Origin of the sequence: Nocardioides ferulae (assembly GCF_003660455.1) — a bacterium.
In the GTDB taxonomy this organism is placed as follows: Bacteria; Actinomycetota; Actinomycetes; order Propionibacteriales; family Nocardioidaceae; genus Nocardioides; species Nocardioides ferulae.
In genome coordinates this window covers 394,268-415,484 of the sequence record NZ_QZVR01000004.1, presented here as the reverse complement: position 1 = coordinate 415,484, position 21,217 = coordinate 394,268, and the positions used below count along the sequence as shown (strand labels likewise).

Genomic DNA, 21,217 nt, shown 5'->3' with positions numbered 1-21,217 from the left:
CCCCACCTGTCCACCAGCGAAGGGCCCCCTGTGACCACCCGCGTGCTGCTGCGCTCCTACGGTGACCCGTTCCACCCGACCAACCCGGTCGCGACCGTGCTCGGCAACACCGTCGTCGGCAACACCGGCAACCTGCTCTTCGGCCACGCCGCGGCGCGGGTGCTCGACACCGACGCCGTCGAGCTGACCTGCTGGACCGACAGGCAGCTGCAGCGCCGGGCGGGCGAGATCAACGAGCGCTTCGACCACGTCGTGTTGCCGCTGGCCAACGCCTTCCGGCCCGGATTCGTCGACCGGCTGGTCGCGCTCACCGAGCTGATCGGCGCCCTGGAGGTGCCGGTGACCGTGCTCGGCGTCGGCGCCCAGTCCGACCTCGACTTCACCCTCGAGGGCGACCCGGCGGTGGCCGAGGCCGCGCGCGCCTTCGCGGTCGCGGTGCTCGAGCGCTCGCCGTCGATCGGGGTGCGCGGGGAGTTCACGGCCGCCTACCTCGCCTCGCTGGGCATCGACGAGACCCGGGTGATCGGTTGTCCGTCGATGTTCCGGCCGAACCGCACCGTGACGGCTCCCGCGGCGGCCCCGCCACCGTCCGCCGACGATCTGGTGGCGCTCACGCTGACGCCCGGCTCGCCGTTGCCGGCGGGCTGGGTGACCCGGCTGGCCGCCGAGCACCCGCGGCTGCGCTACGTCGCGCAGGGGCTGGCCGAGCTGCGGGTGCTGTTGTGGGGTGAGGAGCCGGCCGACTCAGATGACCCCGAGTTCCCGCACTCCCTCGACCATCCCCTCTACGCCGAGCGCACGGTGCGGGCCTACTTCGAGCCGGAGGTCTGGATCGACGATCTGGCCGGGGCCGCGCTCTGCCTGGGCACCCGCATCCACGGAACCATCGCCGGCGTGCTGGCGGGGGTGCCGTCCCACCTGGTCGCCCACGACTCACGCACCCGCGAGCTGGCCGAGCACTTCGGCATCCCGTGGTCGCGGGCCGACCGGCTGCCCGCCGAGCCCGATCTCGAGGCGCTGATGGAGTCCTCCGACTTCGCGGCGCCGGCGCGGCTGCACCCCCAGCGGCTGGCCGGCTACATCGCGTTCCTCGACGAGCACGGGCTGCCGCATGCCTTCGGCCCGGGCGCGACCTCCCGCTTCGACGAGCACCGCAGCCCGGGCGTGCCGATGATCGAGGTGCGGCGCGGTGAGCTGCAGCAGCCCCACCTGCGGGTCGCGTGGCTCGCCGCCCACCAGGCGGCCGAGCTGCAGCGGCTCGAACGCCAGCAGGACCGACTGGCGGCCCAGGTCGATCGGCTGCGCCAGCGCAACCGCGCCCTGCGCGAGAAGGTGCGGCAGTCGCGCGGCGCCGGCCCCGTCCAGGACTGAGCCCCACCCCAGCCGGAAGACGCCGGAGGGCGCCGGGCCGGCGTGCAAACGCCGTCCCGACGCCCTCGGCGTCGTGTCTGTCAGGTCCGGGTCAGGAGAGCTCGAACCGGTCGAGCTCCATGACCTTGGTCCAGGCGGCCACGAAGTCGGCCACGAACTTCTCCTGCGCGTCGTCGGCGCCGTAGACCTCGGCCTGGGCCCGCAGCTGCGAGTTCGAACCGAAGATCAGGTCGACCGCGGTGGCGGTCCACTCGACCTCGCCGGTCGCGCCGTCGCGGATCTCGAAGACGCCCTCGGCCGACTCCGACGCCTTCCAGACCTTGCCCGGGGCGAGCAGGTTGGCGAAGAAGTCGTTGGAGAGCACTCCCGGACGGTCGGTGAGCACACCGTGCGCGCTGCCGTCGTAGTTGTTGCCGAGCGCCCGCAGCCCGCCGACCAGCACCGTCATCTCGGGTGCGGACAACCGCAGGTTGTAGGCCTTGTCGACCAACAGCGTCTCCGGCTGCAGCTTGGTGCCGGGGCGCACGTAGTTGCGGAACCCGTCGGCGCGCGGCTCGAGCCACTGGAAGGAGTCGACGTCGGTCTGCTCCTGGGTGGCGTCGGTGCGGCCGGCCCGGAAGGGCACCGTGACCTCGACGCCGGCGTCCTTGGCGGCCTTCTCGACCGCCGCGTTGCCGGCGATCACGATCAGGTCGGCGAGGGAGACCTGCGCGCCGCCGGCGGCGTTGAACTCACCCTGGATGGCCTCGAGCTTCTCGAGCACCGGGCCCAGCAGCTCCGGCCGGTTGACCGCCCAGCTGCGCTGCGGCTCGAGGCGGATCCGGGCACCGTTCGCACCACCGCGGTGGTCGGTGCGGCGGTAGGTCGACGCCGACGCCCACGCCGTGGAGACCAGCTCGCTCACGGTGAGGCCGGACTCGAGCACCTTCGCCTTGAGCGCGGCGACGTCGGCGTCGCCGACCAGCTCGCCCTCGACCGGCGGGACCGGGTCCTGCCAGATCTGCGGCTCGGGCACCCAGGGACCGAGGTAGCGCGAGACCGGGCCCATGTCGCGGTGGAGCAGCTTGTACCAGGCCTTGGCGAACATCTCGGCGAAGTACTGCGGGTCCTCGTGGAAGCGACGCGAGATCTTCTCGTAAGCCGGGTCGAAGCGCAGCGCCAGGTCGGAGGTGAGCATCCGCGGCTCACGGCGCTGCGAGGCGTCGTGGGCCATCGGCACCATGTCGGCGCCGGCGCCGTTCTTCGGCCGCCACTGCCACGCGCCGGCCGGGGACTTGAAGACCTCCCAGTCGTAGGCGAACAGGATGTGGAAGAACTCGTTGTCCCAGCGGGTGGGGTGGTAGGTCCAGGTGACCTCGAGGCCGGAGGTGATGGTGTCGTCACCCTTGCCGGAGCCGTGGGAGCTCCGCCATCCCAGGCCCTGCTCCTCGAGCGGGGCCGCCTCGGGCTCGGGGCCCACCAGGGCGGCATCGCCGGCGCCGTGGGTCTTGCCGAAGGTGTGGCCACCCGCGATCAGGGCCACGGTCTCCTCGTCGTTCATGCCCATCCGGGCGAACGTGACCCGGATGTCCTTCGCCGAGGCCACCGGGTCGGGGTTGCCGTTGGGGCCCTCGGGGTTGACGTAGATCAGACCCATCTGCACCGCGGCGAGCGCGTCGTCGAGCTCCCGATCGCCGGCGTAGCGCTCGTCGCCGAGCCAGGTGTCCTCCGGGCCCCAGAAGATCTCCTCGGGCTCCCAGATGTCCTCGCGACCGAAGCCGAACCCGAAGGTCGGCAGGCCCATGTCCTCCAGCGCGACGTTGCCGGCCAGCACGATCAGGTCGGCCCAAGAGATCTTGTTGCCGTACTTCTTCTTCACCGGCCACAGCAGCCGGCGGGCCTTGTCGAGCTGCACGTTGTCGGGCCAGCTGTTGAGCGGGGCGAACCGCTGACCGCCGTCACCGCCGCCGCCGCGGCCGTCGTGCACGCGGTAGGTGCCGGCCGAGTGCCAGCTCATCCGGATGAACAGGCCGCCGTAGTGGCCGAAGTCGGCGGGCCACCAGTCCTGCGAGTCGTGCATCACCTCGACGATGTCGGCCTTGAGCGCCTCGAGGTCGAGCTTCGCGAACTCGGCCTTGTAGTCGAAGCCCTCGCCCAGCGGGCTGATGTTCTTCGAGTTGGTGTGCAGCACCGACAGGTCGAGCTGGTTGGGCCACCAGTCCTTGTTGGTGCGCGGCCGGCCGGCGCTCTCGGGCGTCGGCGAGTCGATGCCCGGGTTCTCGCTCTCGCTGCCGTGGGCGGCGGCGGAGTCGTGCATCACCGGGCAGCCGGCCTCGGCCTTGCGGTCCACCCCCTGGGGGCTCTCCGGGGTGCTGTTGTCCTGGCTGTCGCTCATCTGGTTCCTTCCGAACGTGCGATCACTGAGGGGGGTGGGGGGTCGTGCAGGTGGGGCAGGTGCCCCAGTAGACGACCTCCGCCTCGTCGACCACGAAGCCGTGGCTGTCGGAGGCGGTGAGACAGGGGGCGTGGCCGACCGCGCAGTCGACGTCGGCGATCGCCCCGCACGACCGGCAGACCACGTGGTGGTGGTTGTCGCCGACGCGGACCTCGTAGCGGGCGGTCGCACCGGCCGGCTGGATGCGGCGCACCAGCCCGGCGTCGCTGAGCGCGCGGAGCACGTCGTAGACCGCCTGGTGGGAGACGGTGCCGAGCTCGGCGCGCACCAGGCCGATCACCTGGTCGGTGTCGGCGTGCGGGTGCTCGCGGACGGCGGCGAGCACGGCCAACCGTGGCCGGGTCACCCGCAGCGACGCCTCGCGCAGCGCGGAGGCGTCGGCGGTCGTCGTCATGGCCGACAGCATGGCGCGCTTTCTGGAACTAGTCAAGATATGGTCTCGGCAGGCTCGACCACCGGCTCGCGGCTCGACCACCGGCTCTCGGCCCGGGTCAGCCGGCGCGGCGGGCGCGGGGCACCTTGGTCACCAGCGTCAGCGCCACGGATGCCAGCGCGATCACCCCGACCGTGGTGTAGCCGAGCGTGTAGTCGGGCTCGCCGTCGCCGAGCAGCGCCGAGATCACCACGGGCCCGAGCACCCCGCCCAGGCTCCAGCCGATCAGCATCAGCCCGTAGATCGCCCCGGCGTTCTTCACGCCGAAGAAGTCGCCCGCGGTGGCCGGCATGGTGCCGAACGCGCCGCCGTAGCAGAGGTAGACGACGGCCGCGAGGACGAAGAACAGGGCCGCGTTGCCGGTGTGCGGCAGCAGCAGCAGGCAGACGCCCTGGAGGGTCAGCATCGTCGCGAACGACGGCATCCGGCCCACCCGGTCCGAGGCCGCCGCCCACACGATCCGGCCGGCACCGTTGAAGATCGCCAGCACGCCGACGATCGTCGCCGCCGCGCCCGTGCTGTAGCCGGCGATGCCCTCGGCGCTGCCGGCGGCCTGCGAGATCAGCGCGATGCCGGTGGCGACGTTGAGGGTGAGGATCGCGGTGAGGAGGTACCACTGCGGGGTGCGCAGCGCCTCCCCGGCGGTGTACTCCTTCGCCGTCGACCCGCCCTCCTCGGACCCGGCCGGCTCGTGGCCGGGCACGACGTACCCCTCGGGAGGGTTGCGGAACAGCGCGGCTCCGGCCAGTGACATGGCGAGGTAGGCCAGCCCCAGCCAGAGGAACGCCTTCGTCGGCTGGTCGGGGTCGGCGTCGATCAGCCACGAGGCGACCGGCGAGGTGAGCACCGCACCGAAGCCGAAGCCGCCGACCGCGAGGCCGGTGATCAACCCGGTCTTGTCCGGGAACCACTTCTGCAGCATCGCGATCGGCACGATGTAGGCGACGCCGAGCCCGAAGCCGCTGACCACCCCGTAGGTCGCGATCAGCAGCCACAGGTCCTCGGAGCCGCGGGTCAGCGAGGCGAGCACGATCCCGACGGCGTAGATCAGCCCCCCGGCCAGCGCCACCACGCGCGGGCCGCGGCGGTCCTGGAGCCGGCCGCCGACGAACGTGCCGACGAAGATCATCGCGATCGTGGTCTCGAACGGCAGCGTGGCCTGCACCTTCGACAGCTCCCATGGTCCGGCCTCCTGCAGCGCCTTGCCGAAGACCGACCAGGCGTAGACCGCGCCGATCGAGAACTGCAGCAACAGCCCGGCCCCCACCAGGAGCCATCGGTTCACAGCGGTGTCGCGGGATCGTCCGGTCTCCGCCATGGTGTGCCTCCCCGTCTCCCGAGGTCGGGTGGCCGACGTTGTGCCGGCCGGTACCACGAACCGTGCCGTCGCACGCGCCGCTGCTACTCGCGGTAGCGGACCGGGCCTTCGCGCTCGAGCCGCTCGCGCTGCGGCACGACGGTGTACTTCGGGTCGCGCGCCGAGGCCTGTCCGGCCTCGAAGATGCCGAACCGGGTGCAGGCGGAGCCGGCGAGCAGGGCGAGCCCGGACGCCGCCGCGAGCCCGCGGTGGCGGCCACCGAGCGCGGCGCCGACCGCCCCGGCCGCGGTGAGACCCTTTGCGGCCCGCATCAGCCGACCCACCTTGCCGTGGTGCAGCGGCTCGGCAGTGAGGCCCATCGACTGCTCCATGCGATGCTCCATGACCAGCTCGAGCGCGGCCGCGCCGGCGGCCAGGCGCCGCACCGGGCCGGTCTCGTGGACGGGTGCCGCCAGCAGCCCGAGGCCGGCCGCGGCCGCGGCACCGGAGCCGACGAACACGAACGGCAGCTCCCGGAACGCCTCGTGCCACGACGGGGTGGCGGTGTCGGAGAGCAGCACGGCGGTGTACGCCGCGACCGGCGGCGCGAACACGGCCGCCAGCACCCCGGTGGGCCGGTCGAGCCGGCCGAGCAGCGCCACCGGGGCTCGCCGCCGGGCGCTCTCGGGCAGCAGCCGGGTGCCCTCGGCGGCGGCCGCGAGCCCCGCCCAGGGGCCGTAGAGCGACAGGATCCAGGTGCCGACCGACATCGGCGAGGTGAGCTTGGCGGTGCGCAGCATGTTGTAGAACCGCGACGGCTTGCCGAGGTCGTGGACCAGCGCGAACATCGAGACCCCGAGCGCGCCGAGGGCGCCGAGCCGGCCGGTCCGTCGCAGCGCCGGCCGACCGGTGAGGTCGGCGCCGGCGGCGATCAGCGAGGAGCCCGCAGCCAGCCCGCCGGCGAACAGGTAGGCCGGGATGTCGGCCTCCCAGGGGGCGGGCTTGACGATCGGGCGGCCGTAGTAGGAGGTGAACTCCGCCTCCGGCACCATGCTGCGCTCGCCGCCGCGGCCGCCCTTGCGCCGGCCGGGCCGACCGGGCACGGCCTCGGTGTCGCGCTGCTCCAGGTGTGGCTCGGCGGGGCTCACGGGCGCCTCCCGAGGAACGAGAGAGCCGCGCCGGCGAACATCACGACCGCCGCGGTGGTGGCGCGGCGGAACATCTGCGGGAGGTCCTTGGTGGTGACCACCGGGTCGGGCGGCATACCGTAGACCTCCGGCTCGTCGAGCAGCAGGAAGAACGCGCCCGCTCCGCCGACCCCGTCGTCGGGGTCGTTGCCATAGAGGCGGGCGTCCATCACCCCGGCCTCGTGCAGCTGCGCCACCCGCGCGTCGGCGCGCTCGCGCAGCTCCTCGACGTCGCCGAACTGGATCGACTGGGTGGGGCAGGCCTGCGCGCACGCCGGGGTCTTGCCGGCGTCGAGCCGGTCGTAGCACAGCGTGCACTTCTGCGCGATGCCGACGTTCCTGCTGCCGTCGGGGCCCTCGCGCCGCGAGATCACGCCGTACGGGCAGGCCGGCACGCAGTAGCCGCAGCCGTTGCAGATGTCGTCCTGCACCACGACGGTGCCGAACTCGGAGCGGAACAGCGAGCCGGTCGGGCACACGTCGAGGCAGGCCGCGTGGGTGCAGTGCTTGCAGACGTCCGACGACATCAGCCACCGGAAGTCGGGCGCTGCGTCGGCCCCGTTGTCGAGCAGGCCTCCGGCGGTCGAGCCTGCCCCTCCGGCGGTCGAGCCTGCCGAGACCGCGTCGGTCGGCGCGACCCCCGGCATGCCGAGGTCGACCGGCGCGGGGCCGGCGGGCCGCTCGACGAACGCGACGTGCCGCCACTGGTTGGCGTTGAGCGAGTGGCTGTTGTCGTAGGAGGTCGCGGTCATGTCGAAGTGGTCGGCGGGGACGTCGTTCCACTCCTTGCAGGCCACCTCGCAGGCCTTGCAGCCGATGCAGATGCTGGTGTCGGTGAAGAACCCCTTGCGGGCGGGCCGGTCCTCGCCGTAGCCCGCGTCGGCAGAGGGGTCCAGCGGCCCCCAGAGATCGTTGTCGTTGAACAGGCTGGTCATGGCCGCTCCCCCTCCCCGGTCGTGCCCTGAGATCGCCGCAGGTAGTCGGCCACCAGCTCGCGCAGCGCCGGGCCGGTCGGCCGCCGTCCGGGCTGCACGTCGCAGGTGCCGACCTTCGACTCCTGGATCAACACGTTCGGGTCGAGCGAGACCCCGATCAGGTCGTTGGCCGAGTCGCCGGTGACCAGACCGCCCTCGCCCCAGTGGTAGGGCAGCCAGACCTGGTGGATGACCCGCCCGTCGACCCGCAGTGGGCTGAGTCGCTCGGTGACCAGCACCCGCGCCTCGATCGCCGAGCGCAGCGTCACGATCGTGGCGAACCCGCCGTTCTCGAGGCCCCGCTCGGCGGCGAGCTCGGGCGAGACCTCCACGAACATCTCCGGCTGCAGCTCGGCCAGCCGGGCGACGTAGCGGCTCATGCCGCCGGCGGTGTGGTGCTCGGTGAGCCGGCTGGTGGTGAAGACGTAGGGGAAGACCTCGGAGTGCTCCTCCGGCGGCGAGGGATTCATCGGGTTGTCCTCGCGGACGTAGTCCTTGCGGGTGGGGTTGGCCTGCTGGGCGTAGAAGGGGTTGCGGAACGGCGACTCGACCGGCTCGTAGTGGGTCGGCATCGGTCCGTCGATCAGGCCCTGCGGCACGAACAGTGCGCCCTTCCCGTCGCCCTGCATGATGAACGGGTCGGCGCCGGCGATCGCGGCGACGCCCTCGGCGTCCTCGGCGGGCAGGTAGGTCGGCGGCTTCGTCTTCTCGAAGTCCGGCACGTCGTGCCCGGTCCACTCCTGGGCCGCCTCGTCCCACCACACGTAGGCCTTCCGCTCGCTCCACGGCCGGCCCTCGGGGTCGGCGGAGGCACGGTTGTAGAGCATCCGGCGGTTCGCCGGCCAGGCCCAGCCCCACTCGGGGGCGACGTAGCCCTGCTCGGCGCCGGGCTTGCGGCGCGCGGCCTGGTTGACACCGTCGGCGAACACGCCGGTGTAGATCCAGCAGCCGCCGAGCGTGGAGCCGTCGTCGCGCATCTCGGTGAACGACGACAGCGGCCGACCGGTGGCGACCTCGTAGCCGTTGATCTCCTTCAGCACCGCCTCGGCGTCCGGCTCGCCCCACTCGCCGTCGCCCGGCCCACCGTGGGTGGGGTAGTCCCAGGCCAGGTCGAGCAGCGGCCGGTCGCGCTCGTCGGTCGACCCGGCGTACCGCTCCCGGACCATCCGGCCCAGGTGGTAGAAGAACCACAGCTCGGAGCGGCAGTCGCCCTTGGGGTCGAGCGCCTTCTCGCGCCACTGGAGCATCCGCTGGGTCTGGGTGAAGGTGCCCTCCTTCTCGGTGTGGGAGGCGGCCGGCATCAGGAACACCTCGGTGCGGCACTGCTCGGGCACGATCTCGCCGGTGGCGACCTCGGGCGAGGTCTTCCAGAAGGTGGCGCTCTCGATCTCGAACAGGTCGCGCACCACGACCCAGTCGAGGTTGGCCATGCCGAGCCGCTGGGCCCTGCCGTGGGCCGAGCCGACGGCCGGGTTCTGGCCGAGCAGGAAGTAGCCCTTCACCTGCCCGTCGATCATGTCCATCACGGTGCGGTAGGTGCCGTGGTCGCCGGTGATCTTGGGCAGGTAGTCGAAGCAGAAGTCGTTCTCGGGCGTGGCGGCCTCGCCCCAGTAGGCCTTGAGCAGGTTGACGCCGTAGGCGCCCGCGTTGCTCCAGAACCCCTTCGAGCCGGGCTTGCGGACCGCGTCGATCCACTGCTCGAGGCTCTGGTGCTCCTCGGCGTTGGGCATCGGCAGGTAGCCGGGCAGCAGGTTGAACAGCGTCGGGATGTCGGTCGAGCCCTGGATGCTGGCGTGCCCCCGCAGCGCCATGATGCCGCCGCCGGGCCGGCCCATGTTGCCGAGCAGCAGCTGCAGGATCGCGCCGGTGCGGATGTACTGGACGCCGACCGAGTGCTGGGTCCAGCCGACGCTGTAGACCAGCGCCGTGGTGCGATCGCGCCTGGAGTTCTCGGCCCAGGCCTGCGCCACCTCGAGGAACTGCTCCTCGCTGACGCCGCAGGTGCGGGCCACCATCTCCGGGGTGTAGCGGGCGTAGTGGCGTTTGAGGATCTGGTAGACGCAGTTGGGGTGCTGGAGCGACGGGTCGCGCGGCGGGTTGCCCTGCACCTGCATGCCGTGCGACTCACTCTGGAGGCCCGCCGCGGTCTCGCGCTGGGTCTCGGTGTCGCCGGAGTCGTCGGCCTGTGCGGCGGAGCGCTCCTCCTGCTCCTCGGCGTACTGCCACGACGAGGGGTCGTAGGTGCGGGTCTCGGGGTCGAACCCGGAGAAAAGCCCGTCGAGGTCGTCGGTGTCGCGGAAGTCGCCACTGACGATCGTGGCCGCGTTGGTGTAGGCCACGACGTAGTCGCGGAAGTCGAGCTCGTTGCTGAGCACGTGGTTGACGATGCCGCCCAGGAACGCGATGTCGCTGCCGGCGCGGATCGGGACGTAGGTGTCCGCGAGCGCGCTGGTGCGAGTGAACCGCGGGTCGACGTGGATCACCTTCGCACCGCGTGCCTTGGCCTCCATCACCCACTGGAAGCCCACCGGGTGCGCCTCGGCCATGTTGGAGCCCTGGATGACGATGCAGTCAGCCTCGGCCAGGTCCTGGAGGAACCCGGTCGCGCCGCCGCGCCCGAACGAGGTCCCCAGACCGGGGACCGTGGCGGAGTGTCAAATGCGGGCCTGGTTCTCGATCTGGATCGCGCCCATCGCCGTGAAGAGCTTCTTGATGAGGTAGTTCTCCTCGTTGTCGAGGGTCGCCCCACCGAGGCTGGCGATGCCGAGGGTGCGGCGCACCCGGCGCTGCTTCTCGTCGAGCTCCTGCCAGGTGTCGTTGCGGGCCTTGACCACGCGGTCGGCGATCATCTCCATCGCGATCTCGAGGTCGAGGTCGACCCAGTCGGTGGCGTACGGCGCGCGGTACTTCACGGTGGTCTGGCGCAGTGGGCTGGTGACGAGATTCTTGCTGGCCGAGCCCTTGGGGCACAGCCGCCCGCGGTTCACCGGGCTGTCGGGGTCGCCCTCGATCTGGACGACCTCGTCGTCCTTGACGTAGACCAGCTGGCCGCAGCCGACGGCACAGTAGGGGCACACGCTGCGGGCCACGCTGTCGGCGGTCTCGGTGCGGGCGACGGTCGCGTCGGTGCGGGGCGAGCGCACGGCGGCGCCGCGTCCGAGCGTGTCGCGCCCGGTGAGCTGCCGCAGCACCGGCCAGCCGAGGAACGCCTTCGGCATCCGCACCTCCTCCGTCGCCGCCCACCGTACCCAGAGGCGACCCAGGTCACACCCCCCGGCCGGGGGAGGGCCGAAGACTAGGGCATAAAGGTTTCACTTGCGGAAAGTGCAACCGATGATTAAGGTTGCCAACATGGAAAACACTCCGGACGAGCTGCGCTCCATCGAGCGCGCCGAGGCCGCGCCCTTCGTCGACTACCCGCCGACCCCGCGGTGGTACTACCCCGCCGCCGGTGCCTGGTTCGCCGGCATCACCGCCACGCAGGGGCTCACCGACGACCACCTGGCGATCTCGATGGTGCTGCTCGTGCTGCTGCTCGTGGCGTTCGGCGTCTTCATGGGCTGGTACTCCCGCTACCGGGGCGCGATGCCGCGCTTCTTCGCACGCACCCCGCGCGAGATGCGGGCCACCTTCCTGGTCTACTTCGCCGGCGTCGCCGCCGTGCTCGGCTCGGTGTGGTGGACCCTGGCCGAGGTCGGCTGGGCACCCGCGTCGGCGCTGATGTTCGTGCTCGCGACGACCGGGCTGTGGCTGCACGAGCGCAACTACGAGGCGGCCGCGGCCAGGGTCCGCTCGAGGCTCTCGTGATCGGCGACCTCGACCCCGTCATCCACGCACCGAAGCGGCTCGCCGCGATGGCGGTCCTGTCGACGTCGAGCGCGGTCACCTTCGGGTTCCTGCGCGACCACCTCGAGATCAGCGACTCCGACCTCTCCAAGCAGATGGCGACGCTGGAGAAGGCCGGCTATGTCTCCAGCTCGCGCTCGGGGCGGGGCCGCGGCTCGGTCACCTCCTACCGGCTGACCCGCGCCGGGCGACGCGCCTACGAGGGGCACCGGCGCGCGCTCACCGCCATCCTCGAGTCACCGCCCTCGACCGAGCCCACCGGCTGAGCCCCTGCCACTGCCTCCCCCGCGACCTCCGCGAGCGCGGCCCGCAGCAACGCCGGGTCGAAGACGTCCGGGTGCGCGGTCGCGGTGAGCTGGGTGCCGGCGGAAGTCGGTGCGAACGCCACCGTGATGCCCTCCGGGCCGGCCGGCTGCGCCGCCTGCAGGTAGCGGGCAGCCTTCCGGTCGAGCCAGGGCAGGTCATCGAGGGCGAGCCGCCCCTGATAGCTGAGCGTGAGCCGGGGCTGCACCGGCACCCCCACCCGGGAGGGCGAGACCACGCCCGGGCTCCCGCCCAGCCGGCGCCTCAGGCCCAGAGCTCCCGTGCGCGCCGTGGCGGCGGCCAGCAGCACCAGCGGGACCGCGTCGTCGGTCGCCCGGGCGAGCGCCGCGGCCATCGCCTCGGCATTGGTCGCGTCGACGTCGAGGTAGGGCCCCGCGGCGAAGTTGCCGGTCACGGCGGCGCCGGGTCCGAGGTAGCGACGGCAGTCCATCATCACCAACGCCCCCTCGGCGACCACGCCGTGGCGGGCCAGAGCGGCTGCCGTGCGCGACATGAGCTGGGCGGCCACCGAGGCCCGGGTGCGCCCCTCGTCACGAGCGGCTCGCAGCCGGGCCACCTCCGCCGCCGGGACCGTCGCCGTGACCACCTCGGGCACGCCGAGCTCCGGAACCTCCCGCGTTCTCGGCGGGGCGGGCGGAGCCAGGGGGAACGCGCCGCGCACCGCCCGGACGGCATCGAGGGGGTGGCGCCCGAAGCGGCGCAGCCCCGCGCGCAGCAGCGGCGACCGGGAGGTGTCGCGCCGCCGCAACGCCGAGGCACCCCCACCGGCGAGCAGCGCCGGGAACCAGCGGTCGACCACGGCACCGTCGCCCAGCAGATGTGCCGACCGCAGAGCCACGGACGAGCGGCCGAGCACCAGCCGGAACGGCAGCTCGCCCAGCGGCTCCGCGAGCTGCTCGCGCGCCAGCCGCTCCGGGCCGGGGTCGCCGTCGATCTCGCGCACCACCGCGTCGACGAAGGCGTCCAGCGCGGAGCCGGTCACCGGGCGCAGCCGGCCACGTGTCAGGTCGACCCGGCACAGCCACGGGTGGCCGGGGTCGAGTCGTGCCAGCTCTCGGAGCTGGGCCCGCAGCGTCTCCGCGTCGGGAGGCGCGACCGGGCCGGCGGCGCGGACGGTCGCGAACCGCGCCCAGGTCCGGTCACGGACGGGCACCCGGCTCACGGTGCGCTCACCAGCCGGCGCTCGGCGGAGGCCGCGCCGTCGAGGGCATCGAGGCCTCCGGCCGCCCGCCAGCGGGAGTCGCCCGACGGGAGCCCCGCCGCGGCCCGGCGAGCGAGGCGGTCCGGGCGCAGCGCCCACGAGACACCGGTGCCGATGACGACCAGGTGGAGCAGGCAGAACGCGACGTTGTTCAGCATGGCCGCGTCGGTGCTGCGGGTCAGCCCCCACACGGCGGGGCCGAGCAGCCCGGCGCAGATCGCCAGTCCCGGCAGCACCGCGCGCGGCTGCCACAGCTCCGCCCCGTCCTTGGGGGTCACCACGAACCGGCCGCGCCGCCGCGTGAGCGTCTGCAGCGTGGCCAGCACGTGGATCCAGAACGACGCCGCCGCCAGCGCGAACGCCGCGAACGTGTAGGAACCGGCGCCGCCCATCGCCACCGTCGTGATCGCCAGCAGGAAGTAGGGCGCGAAGTGCAGCAGGAACGAGTCGGCGGTGGCCGCGGCGACCGCCTGCTCGCCGGTGAGCACCCGCACGATCGGCAGCGACACGTAGACCAGCAGCGTCCACCCGGAGAGGAAGTACATGCTCGACAGCAGGTACTGCGCCTTCACCCGCCAGTGCAGCCGAGCCCGCGCCGCCCGGCCCACGGCCGACAGGCAGCCCCGCGCCCAGCGCAGCTGCTGGCTGACGTAGGAGGCCATGTCGGCGGGGCCGAGGCCCTGCACCAGCACCTCGGGCACGTACGCCGAGCGCCAGCCGCGCTGGTGCAGCACCAGCGAGAGCTCGAAGTCCTCGGTGACCGAGTGCTGTGGGAAGCCGCCGACGCCGTCGAGGGCGGCGCGCCGGAACACCACGTTGGTGCCGCAGCAGAACATCGCCCCGAGGTCGTCCTTGCCACGGGCGATGCAGCCGAAGAACAGCGCCTGCTGCGCCCACGCGGCGGCCGCCACCGGGCTCTGGTCGGCGTTGGCGTAGTACTGCGGGGTCTGCACGAACGCCACGTCGGGCTGGGCGAAGTGGCCCAGCGTGCGCACCAGCAGGTCGGGGTGCGGCACGTGGTCGCAGTCCAGCACCAGCACGTAGTCGCCGCCGGCCTCCCCCTCGAGCCGGCGCAGCGCGTGGTTGATGTTGCCGGCCTTGGCGCCGTCGTGCTGCTCCCGGGTGACGTAGCGGGCCCCGTGGCGGGCGGCGAGCGCCGCCATCGCCGGGTCGTCGCCGTCGTCGAGCAGGTGCACGGTGACCTCGGCGCCACGCAGTCGGGACGCGGCGAGGATCACCGGCTCGACCACCTCGACGCCCTCGTCGTAGCGCGGCACCAGCACGTCCACGCGCGCGCCCTCGAGCGGCGGCGCGGTGCGTCCGGCGGGGCGGTCGTGCAGCAGCGTCCACCAGAAGCCGATCGCCTGGGTGAGGTTGAACAGCTCGGCGGCCACGAGCGTCCCGTAGAGCCACGGGTTGCCGACCCGGCCGGGCATCAGCAGCCACCCGAAGTACCAGACGGCCGCGGTCAGCGCGCACGCCACGACCAGCCGGGTACGCCGGGTGCTCGGACGCCCCAGGATCTCGTGCTCGCGGGTGGTGCTGCCGGGGCTCATCGGGTCGTCTCCCTCTGCTCGTCGGGCTGCTCGTCGGGCTGCTGGAACTCCCACACGGTCACGTTCGCGACGTGGTGCTCCTCGACCTCGACCCAGCCGGCCTCCTCGAGGCGGGCCAGTGCCTCGCCGAGCTGCCCGGCGGTCGCCTCCTCCTCGAGGAAGCTGCCGAACACGAACACCGATCCGGGCCGCTGCGCCGGGTCGGTCCCCTGCTCCAGGCCCAGGTCTGTCTGCTCGACGTCGAGCCGCCCGGTGGGCATCGTGGGCAGGCCGGGTGAGTAGTAGGTCAGCTCGTCGTCGAGGAACTCGGGCGCGTAGACGACGACGTCGCCGTCCTCGCCGCGATCGGCGATCCACTCCACCCCGGCACGGAAGTCGTAGGTCCGCGGGTTCGACTGGTTCACCTGCTCGTCGACCAGCCCGACCGCCAGCGAGGCCATCAGCGCCCCGGGCAGCACGACCCGGGTGACCGGACCACGGGCCCAGGTCGCCACGGCCCGCGAGACCAGCAGCAGGAGCAACGGGACCGTCGCGGTGAAGTAGCGCAGCTCGAACAGCTGGCGGCGCTCGAAGCCGATCGCGAACAGGACCGCGGCGGGCACCACGGCCACCAGGAGCATCACGGTGACCGCCCGGGAGCGGCCTCGGCCGAGCGCCGCGAGCGTCACCAGCAGCAGCACCGGCCACAGCGCGCTGACCTGGATCATCACCTCGTCGGCGTGGTAGCCCCAGACCGTCCACACCAGGTTCGCGAGCACGGCGTAGACATCGGGGTTGGCACCACCGACGGCCGAGGCCTCGGCGCCGGTCTGGCCCGGGGTGGTGCCGGCGCCGGCCTCGATCACGCTGCGCCCCTGGTTGACCAGGAACCGCGCCATCGGGGCCAGCAGGGCCAGCGTGGCCGCCACCGAGAGCAGCCACGGCCACCAGGTGCGCCGGGTCCGCCGGCGCAGCGCGGTCGCGAGGAACACCAGGTGCTGCACGACCAGCGGCAGCGCCGCGAACCACTGCAGGTACATGGTGGCCGCGGCGGCCACCACGAACCCGGCCCAGCTCAGCAGCCCACCCCGGCCGCCCGCCTCCGCGGAGCGCAGGACACGCAGCTGCATCCAGACCGCGAGGGTGGCGAAGAGCATCCACAGCGCGTACATCCGCGCCTCCTGGCCGTACCAGACGGCCACCGGGGCGATCGCGGCGACGAACGCCGCGACCCGGGCGGTGCGGCGGTCCCACAGGTCGGCCGCCATCGCGTAGAACACCGGCACCAGGAGCGCGCCCGCGACCAGGCTCGGCAGCCGCACGACCCACTCGGCGGTGCTGCCGGTGCCGTGCACGACCGCCCAGAGCACCAGGTCGAAGCCGGGCGGGTGGACGTCGTTCTCCTGAAGGTCGGTGAGCATCTCGCCGAGCGGCAGCTGGGCCTGGCGGATGCTGATCGCCTCGTCGAGCCAGATGCTGCGGGTCACGACCATCCGCAGCACGACGCCGACGGCCAGCGCGATCCAGAGCGGCAGCAGGGTGACCAGGCGCGAACGGCGCGCCCGGTGCGTGGCGTCCGGCCCGGTGGAGGTGGGCTCGGTGGAGGTGGGCTCGGTGGAGGTGGGCTCGGTGGAGGTGGGCTCGGCCGCCGGGGCCGTCGTCAGCGCCCGGTCGGTCTCCTCGGCCAGCCGGCGGTGGTCGGCGCGGGTCGCCCAGGCCACGGCCAGCGCGGACCCGACGAGCAGCACCGCGCAGCCGGCGGCGGTGGCGAGCACGATGTCGCGCACGGTCTCCGCGCGCAGCAACAGGACCAGCTGGTCGGCGACCGCCACCGCCACCACGACGGTGGCGAGCGCGCTGCGGCCGAGCATGCACAGGCGGGCCAGGAAGACCTTGCCGACGCCCAGCGCGGCCATCGCGGCGACGTACGCCGGGGCGTAGTCGGCCACCTCGGCGTAGTCGTCGCCGAGCGCGAGCGCGTAGCCCTCGGCCGGCAGCAGCGCCACCGCGGCCAGCACGGCCAGCGAGACGCCCGCGGCCGCCAGCAGCGCTGCGCGCAGCGAGCCGCGGGCAGCGGGGCCGGTGTCGGTGCTGGGCATCAGCACCATCGGCACCGTGGCGGTCGCGAAGTAGGCGGCGCCGCCGACGGTCGCGACCGCGGCGACGATGCCGGCGTCGTGGTCGCCGAGCACCGAGTTGGCGATGATGACGTCCTGCGCCGCGATCACCGCGACCAGCAGGAAGGCACCGGCCACCGCCGCGGACCGCCGGGCGCCGAGTGTCGGCGCCAGCCCGGTTGGGGCGCCGCGCCCGGAGACGACGGCGACCAGGAGTGCGGCGTAGCCTGCGGCGACGACTCCGGCCGCCGCCCCGACAGGTCCGAGGATCGGCAGCAGCCCGAGCCCGAGCCCGGCCCGGACCAACGGCTCGGCGACCAGGGTCGCGGCGGTCCCACCGACGCGGTGCAGGCCGTAGAGCCGGCCGCGGGCCAGCGCCAGCAGCGGTGCCGACGGGGCGGCGGCGCCGAGCAGTCGGACGGTGTCGGCGGAGACGCCGGCCACCGGCGCCAGCCAGGGCGCGGCCAGCACGAGCGCGGCACCGACGGCGACCCCGGCGCCCGCTCCGGCGCCGAGCAGGCGGCGGCCCAGCGTGGGGTCGAGCGCCGTCGCCGCGGTGACGCTCGAGGCGACCGTGTGCAGCAACACGTAGGCGCCGAGGAACGCGGTGAACGCGGCGTACTCCCCCGGCAGCAGCAGCCGGGCGAGGGCGACCGAGACCAGCAGGTTGCCGACGCCGGCGACCAGCTGACCGGCCAGAGCCACGAGCTGGCGCCGGCCGGCGGAGTGCGGCGGCTCGGGGAGCGGCGCCGCGATGGTGCCGCTGGGTGGTGCGGCGAGGTCGAGGGCGTTCACCGCATCACCCCCGTGGGCCGCGGGGCCAGGGTCGGGTCGGTGCCGGAGGGGGAGCCGATCGGGCCCTCGCCCTCCGAGAGCAGCAGGCGCAGCAGGTCGAGGGCCTCGCCGGCGCCGGCGACGTGCTGCCGCACGGCCGCCAGCACCGCGCCCGTCCCGGCGACCGCCTCGTCGACCAGGCGCGGCAGCTGGCCGCGGGCGATCGCGGGCCCAGCGGGCAGCACCGGGACGTCGAGCCGCGCCGCGCCGCCGGCGGCGATGGCGTCGGCGGGGCAGGCCAGCAGCGGCACCCCCGCCGCCGCGGCGGTCATGACGGCGTGCGGCTGGGAGGCCACGGCGAACCCGGCGCGGCCGAGCAGGTCGTGCTGCTCCGCGAGCGAGGCTGCCGGCGGGGTGACGGCGGCCGGCAGGCCGTAGCTGTCGGTGAGCAGCGAGACCAGAGCGCTCGCTGCGTCGAGGTCGGCACCGGCGGAGGGGCCGGGGTGCCACGCCTGCACGGCGAGACGTCCGCTGCCGGCGGCCCGGGCGGAGACCGCGGCGACGACTTCGGCCAGGGTCCGGGCCGCGGCATCGAGACCGCCCATCGCGGCGACCGCGGAGGCGTCGACGCTGGTCCACACGTCGCCGCCGGCCTCCGCGGGCTGCCTGTCGCGCGGCGGCGCCTGGAGGGCCAGCCAGGCCAGGTCGGCCCCGACCCGCAGCGGTGCGGGCAGGCCGGCGGCCGTGAGGTGGCCGGCGGAGGCCGGCGAGTCGAGCACCGTGAGCGCGCTGCCGGAGACCACGTGGCGGGCCAGCAGCGCATCGCGGCCGGTCAGCTCGTCGGCGCCGACGCCGAGCAGCGCGACCCGCTTGCCGGCGACTCGGAACGCCGCGGTCAGCGCGTAGAGGACCGGCAGCGTGAACGCCTCGGCGGCGGCGGCCGCGCCGGCGCCCGCGTGCAGGGGACGGCCGCCGACCAGCAGCAGCGCGTCGACGGTGGTCAGCGTGCGCAGCAGCGCGGCCCGGTTGGCCGGCACCGCGGGCAGATCGGTCATCCGGGACGTGCGCTCGGGGTCGGTGGTCGCCGCGAGCACCGACGCGGGGGCCAGCTCGCGAGCCAGCACCTCGAGGACGGCGTCGTCGGCGACGTCACGCGTGCGCGTGGTCTGCAGCAGCAGCACGGTCGTCACGGGTCACCTCCTGCTCGGGGGTGCGCGGCCCGAGCCCGGGATAGAGCTCGAGGTGCCGTCGGGCCACCGCCGGCCAGGAGCGGTCCGCGGCCATCGCCTCCACATGGCCACGCAGCCGCTGGACGGCGGGCCCGGCCGGGTCGTGGGCCAGCTCGCGCAGCCGCGCCGCCCACGCCTCGGGCGCGGTGGGCACCGCGAGGTCGCGGTGAGCGCCGACGACGTCGGCGAGCCGCTCGGAGAGCAGCACGGGCGTGCGGTGCGCCAGCGCCAGCGCCAACGGACCGCTCGAGGCGTGCGGCTCCGGATAGGCGAGCAGCAGCACGTCGGCGGCGCGGAACCAGTCGCCGACCAGCTCGTCGGGGACGTAGCCGGTGAACGTGGCCGACTCGCCGAAGCGGCGCGCCAGCCGATCCTGGTAGTCGTCGCCCTGCGCGGCCAGGCGGGGGTGCTCGCCGCCCGCGACGACCACCTGCAACGGGCCACCGGGGCCGGCGCCGGCGATCTGCGCCGCGGCCAACGAGACCTCCAGACCCTTGTAGGGCGCGACGAAGCCGAAGCAGAGCGCGACCAGGCCGTGCTCGCGCACGCCGAGCCGCCGGCGTACCGCCGCACGCGGCTCGGCGCTCGGCGCCGGCACCTCGATGCCGTGCGGCACGACGGTGGCGCGCGGGATCACCCGCTGGAAGGACGGCTCGTGCACGAGCACGGTGTCGGCCAGGGCCGGCAGCAGCCGCTGCACGCCTCCGATCGCGCGGCGGGCCGCGAACGGCGGCACCCGCACCCGGTGCATGGCGGTGTAGTCATGGGTGACCGCGGCCGGGTCGACGACCTGGTGCATGGTGATCGCCGTCGGCGGCCCGACCCGTCGGTGGGCGGCGAGCCCGGCCACCGTGGCCGGCAGCCCGGACGCCCCGGAGTAGAGGAACAGCTCGTGCTGCAGGTGCACCTGCGCGGCACCGGTGGCCCGGGCCGCCGCGAGCGCGGCCGGCACCGCGTTCGGCACGCCGGCCCGGAAGGCTCGGCGCACCTCGACCGCGCCGTCGCGGCCGAGGGCGGGCTCTCCGTCGTGCTCGGGCGCGACGACGGTGACCCGCGCCCCCGCGTCGGTGAGCGCGTGGGCCAGGTTGGCGGCGTACGACGCGACGCCGCTGTCGCCGTCGTGCCGCGCGCCGAGCCGCGGGTAGGGACTGATCAGGGCCACGTCGGGCCGGGAGACGGAGTCAGTGGGCATGGGCACTCCCCTCCCGGGCGTGCACGCGGTCGCGCGCCGGAGCCGCCACCCGGCCGGTGGCGGGCAGGGCGCGCGCCGGCATCCGCACCGGCACCACGCGGTGGTGCAGCCACAGCCGCGCCAGCGACGCGGCCATCCGCAGGGAGTCGCGGGTGGCCTCCACGCGGGAGCCGTCGCGGTCGATCCACACGGTGGGCATCTCGGCGACCCGCAGGTCCAGCGCCCGCGCGGTCACCAGCAGGTCCACGTCGAAGAGGAAGTCGCGGGAGGACAGCAGCGGGATCACCCGGGACGCCGCCTCGCGGGTGATCACCTTGGCCCCGCACTGGGTGTCGTGGAAGGGCAGCGCGAAGACGGTCTTCACGGCCCGGGAGAACCCGGCGCTCGCCAGCCGCCGGCTCAGCGAGCGGGGCTTGGGCAGCACCGAGGAGGGGTGCCACCGGGAGGCGATCGCGATGTCGGCACCGGTGGTCGTCAGCGTCTCGGTGAGGAGCTGGATCTCGCTGGGAGGAGTGGCGCAGTCCGCGTCGACGAACGCGATCACGTCGGCGGTGCTGGCCCGGAACGCCTCGGCCAGCACCCCGCCCTTGCCGAGCCGGGGGTATTCGACGATGCGGATGCGCGGGTCCTGGCGGGCGTGCTCGGCGACCACGGCCGCCGTGCGATCGGTGCAGTCGTCGAGGGCGACGGTCAGGACCAGGTCGGGGGCGACCAGCTCGGCACTGTAGGCAGCCAGGGTGCGACCGATCCGGTGCTCTTCGTTGTGGGCCGGGATCACGATCTCCAGGGCGGCCGGCGGCGCCTCCGGCGGCGCAGGCTGGGGTGGCTCGAGCGACATGGTGCTTCCTGACTGTCGGGCTTCGATCGGTGGACCGGTGCGGATTCCTCAGGACAGGCGAGGGCCGGGCGTGCTCGTGCCACGGCCCCGCCGGACGCGGCGCCACGTTGCGCCGGTCGCGGTCGGAGCGTTCGACCGACCTGGTCGAGGGGTTCGCGCGAGGGCTCCGGCGGCGGGCTTTCGGCCTCCACCGTGACCGATCACCGAGGCCGTTTCAAGGCCGTGATTGGATCGTTCACAGAGGCTTTACCAGCGGCGATGGAGGTAACGCGGAGGGGTCGTGACGACATCGTGCGCGGGTGGTTTCCCCTGCCGCGGGCGTCATGCGTGGGGTCGGCGGGCGACGAGTGTGACGTTCCGCACCCGCTGGTCGAGCCGCCGGTGGTCGAGCCCCGGCGGTCGAGCTTGCCGAGACCCGGTGGTCGAGCCGCGAGGAGCGCCAGGGACGACGCGAGTCGAGACCCC

Annotated in this window: 15 protein-coding genes and 1 pseudogene; 3 read left to right on the top strand and 13 right to left on the bottom strand. The window is 73.8% G+C overall.

Features of this window, described 5'->3' with window-relative positions:
• Positions 1–30 precede the first annotated feature (30 nt).
• A complete protein-coding gene (locus D6B71_RS08225; RefSeq protein WP_164519579.1) occupies positions 31–1,371 on the top strand; it encodes a polysaccharide pyruvyl transferase family protein in 1,341 nt (446 codons plus the stop codon).
• A gap of 91 nt (positions 1,372–1,462) precedes the next feature.
• Here D6B71_RS08225 and katG read toward each other — a convergent pair whose 3' ends face one another.
• The 7 genes and pseudogenes from katG to D6B71_RS23990 form a co-directional block, all read right to left on the bottom strand.
• A complete protein-coding gene (gene katG, locus D6B71_RS08220) occupies positions 1,463–3,745 on the bottom strand; it encodes a catalase/peroxidase HPI (protein ID WP_121253825.1) in 2,283 nt (760 codons plus the stop codon).
• Positions 3,746–3,767: 22 nt separating this feature from the next.
• Positions 3,768–4,199: a Fur family transcriptional regulator gene (locus D6B71_RS08215; protein ID WP_121253951.1), complete on the bottom strand. Its 432-nt coding sequence runs from the start codon at positions 4,197–4,199 to the stop codon at positions 3,768–3,770.
• A gap of 97 nt (positions 4,200–4,296) precedes the next feature.
• Positions 4,297–5,523, bottom strand: a complete 1,227-nt coding sequence (locus tag D6B71_RS08210; RefSeq protein ID WP_206051611.1) for an L-lactate MFS transporter — start codon at positions 5,521–5,523, stop codon at positions 4,297–4,299.
• Positions 5,524–5,639: 116 nt separating this feature from the next.
• Positions 5,640–6,683, bottom strand: a complete 1,044-nt coding sequence (gene nrfD, locus D6B71_RS08205; RefSeq protein WP_206051610.1) for an NrfD/PsrC family molybdoenzyme membrane anchor subunit — start codon at positions 6,681–6,683, stop codon at positions 5,640–5,642.
• Positions 6,680–7,657 (bottom strand): 4Fe-4S dicluster domain-containing protein, encoded by a 978-nt coding sequence (locus D6B71_RS08200; protein ID WP_121253821.1) that lies wholly within the window; start codon positions 7,655–7,657, stop codon positions 6,680–6,682. Before D6B71_RS08200 ends, nrfD begins: the two co-directional genes overlap by 4 nt.
• A pseudogene (gene fdh / locus D6B71_RS08195) lies at positions 7,654–10,338 on the bottom strand (formate dehydrogenase); the annotation flags it as partial. The gene D6B71_RS08200 and the pseudogene fdh, both read right to left, overlap by 4 nt.
• Positions 10,339–10,350: 12 nt before the next feature.
• Positions 10,351–10,914, bottom strand: a complete 564-nt coding sequence (locus tag D6B71_RS23990; protein WP_121253817.1) for a molybdopterin-binding domain-containing protein — start codon at positions 10,912–10,914, stop codon at positions 10,351–10,353.
• 133 nt (positions 10,915–11,047) lie between these two features.
• On the opposite strand from D6B71_RS23990, the gene D6B71_RS08185 reads away from it, so the two are divergent.
• The gene (locus tag D6B71_RS08185; RefSeq protein WP_121253815.1) at positions 11,048–11,503 is read left to right on the top strand and encodes a hypothetical protein; all 456 of its coding nucleotides are present in this window, start codon (positions 11,048–11,050) and stop codon (positions 11,501–11,503) included.
• Positions 11,500–11,808, top strand: a complete 309-nt coding sequence (locus tag D6B71_RS08180; protein WP_206051609.1) for a transcriptional regulator — start codon at positions 11,500–11,502, stop codon at positions 11,806–11,808. Before D6B71_RS08185 ends, D6B71_RS08180 begins: the two co-directional genes overlap by 4 nt.
• Here the strand turns inward: D6B71_RS08180 and D6B71_RS08175 are convergent.
• Genes D6B71_RS08175 through D6B71_RS08150 form a run of 6 tightly spaced genes read right to left on the bottom strand, consistent with a single transcriptional unit; the run spans position 11,739 to position 20,752 of the window.
• Positions 11,739–13,019 carry a hypothetical protein gene (locus D6B71_RS08175; RefSeq protein WP_126688208.1) on the bottom strand — a complete coding sequence of 427 codons (1,281 nt, stop codon included), beginning with the start codon at positions 13,017–13,019 and terminating at the stop codon, positions 11,739–11,741. The genes D6B71_RS08180 and D6B71_RS08175 overlap by 70 nt on opposite strands.
• Before the next feature lie 5 nt (positions 13,020–13,024).
• Positions 13,025–14,623: a glycosyltransferase family 2 protein gene (locus D6B71_RS08170; protein ID WP_121253812.1), complete on the bottom strand. Its 1,599-nt coding sequence runs from the start codon at positions 14,621–14,623 to the stop codon at positions 13,025–13,027.
• Entirely contained in the window at positions 14,620–17,514 is a 2,895-nt protein-coding gene (locus D6B71_RS08165; RefSeq protein WP_121253810.1) for a glycosyltransferase family 39 protein, read from the bottom strand. The genes D6B71_RS08170 and D6B71_RS08165 overlap by 4 nt, the downstream gene beginning before the upstream one ends.
• The gene (locus tag D6B71_RS08160; RefSeq protein WP_121253808.1) at positions 17,511–18,683 is read right to left on the bottom strand and encodes a hypothetical protein; all 1,173 of its coding nucleotides are present in this window, start codon (positions 18,681–18,683) and stop codon (positions 17,511–17,513) included. The genes D6B71_RS08165 and D6B71_RS08160 overlap by 4 nt, the downstream gene beginning before the upstream one ends.
• Entirely contained in the window at positions 18,643–19,914 is a 1,272-nt protein-coding gene (locus tag D6B71_RS08155) for a glycosyltransferase (RefSeq protein ID WP_121253806.1), read from the bottom strand. The genes D6B71_RS08160 and D6B71_RS08155 overlap by 41 nt, the downstream gene beginning before the upstream one ends.
• Positions 19,904–20,752: a glycosyltransferase gene (locus D6B71_RS08150; RefSeq protein ID WP_121253804.1), complete on the bottom strand. Its 849-nt coding sequence runs from the start codon at positions 20,750–20,752 to the stop codon at positions 19,904–19,906. Before D6B71_RS08150 ends, D6B71_RS08155 begins: the two co-directional genes overlap by 11 nt.
• Positions 20,753–21,217: the final 465 nt, after the last annotated feature.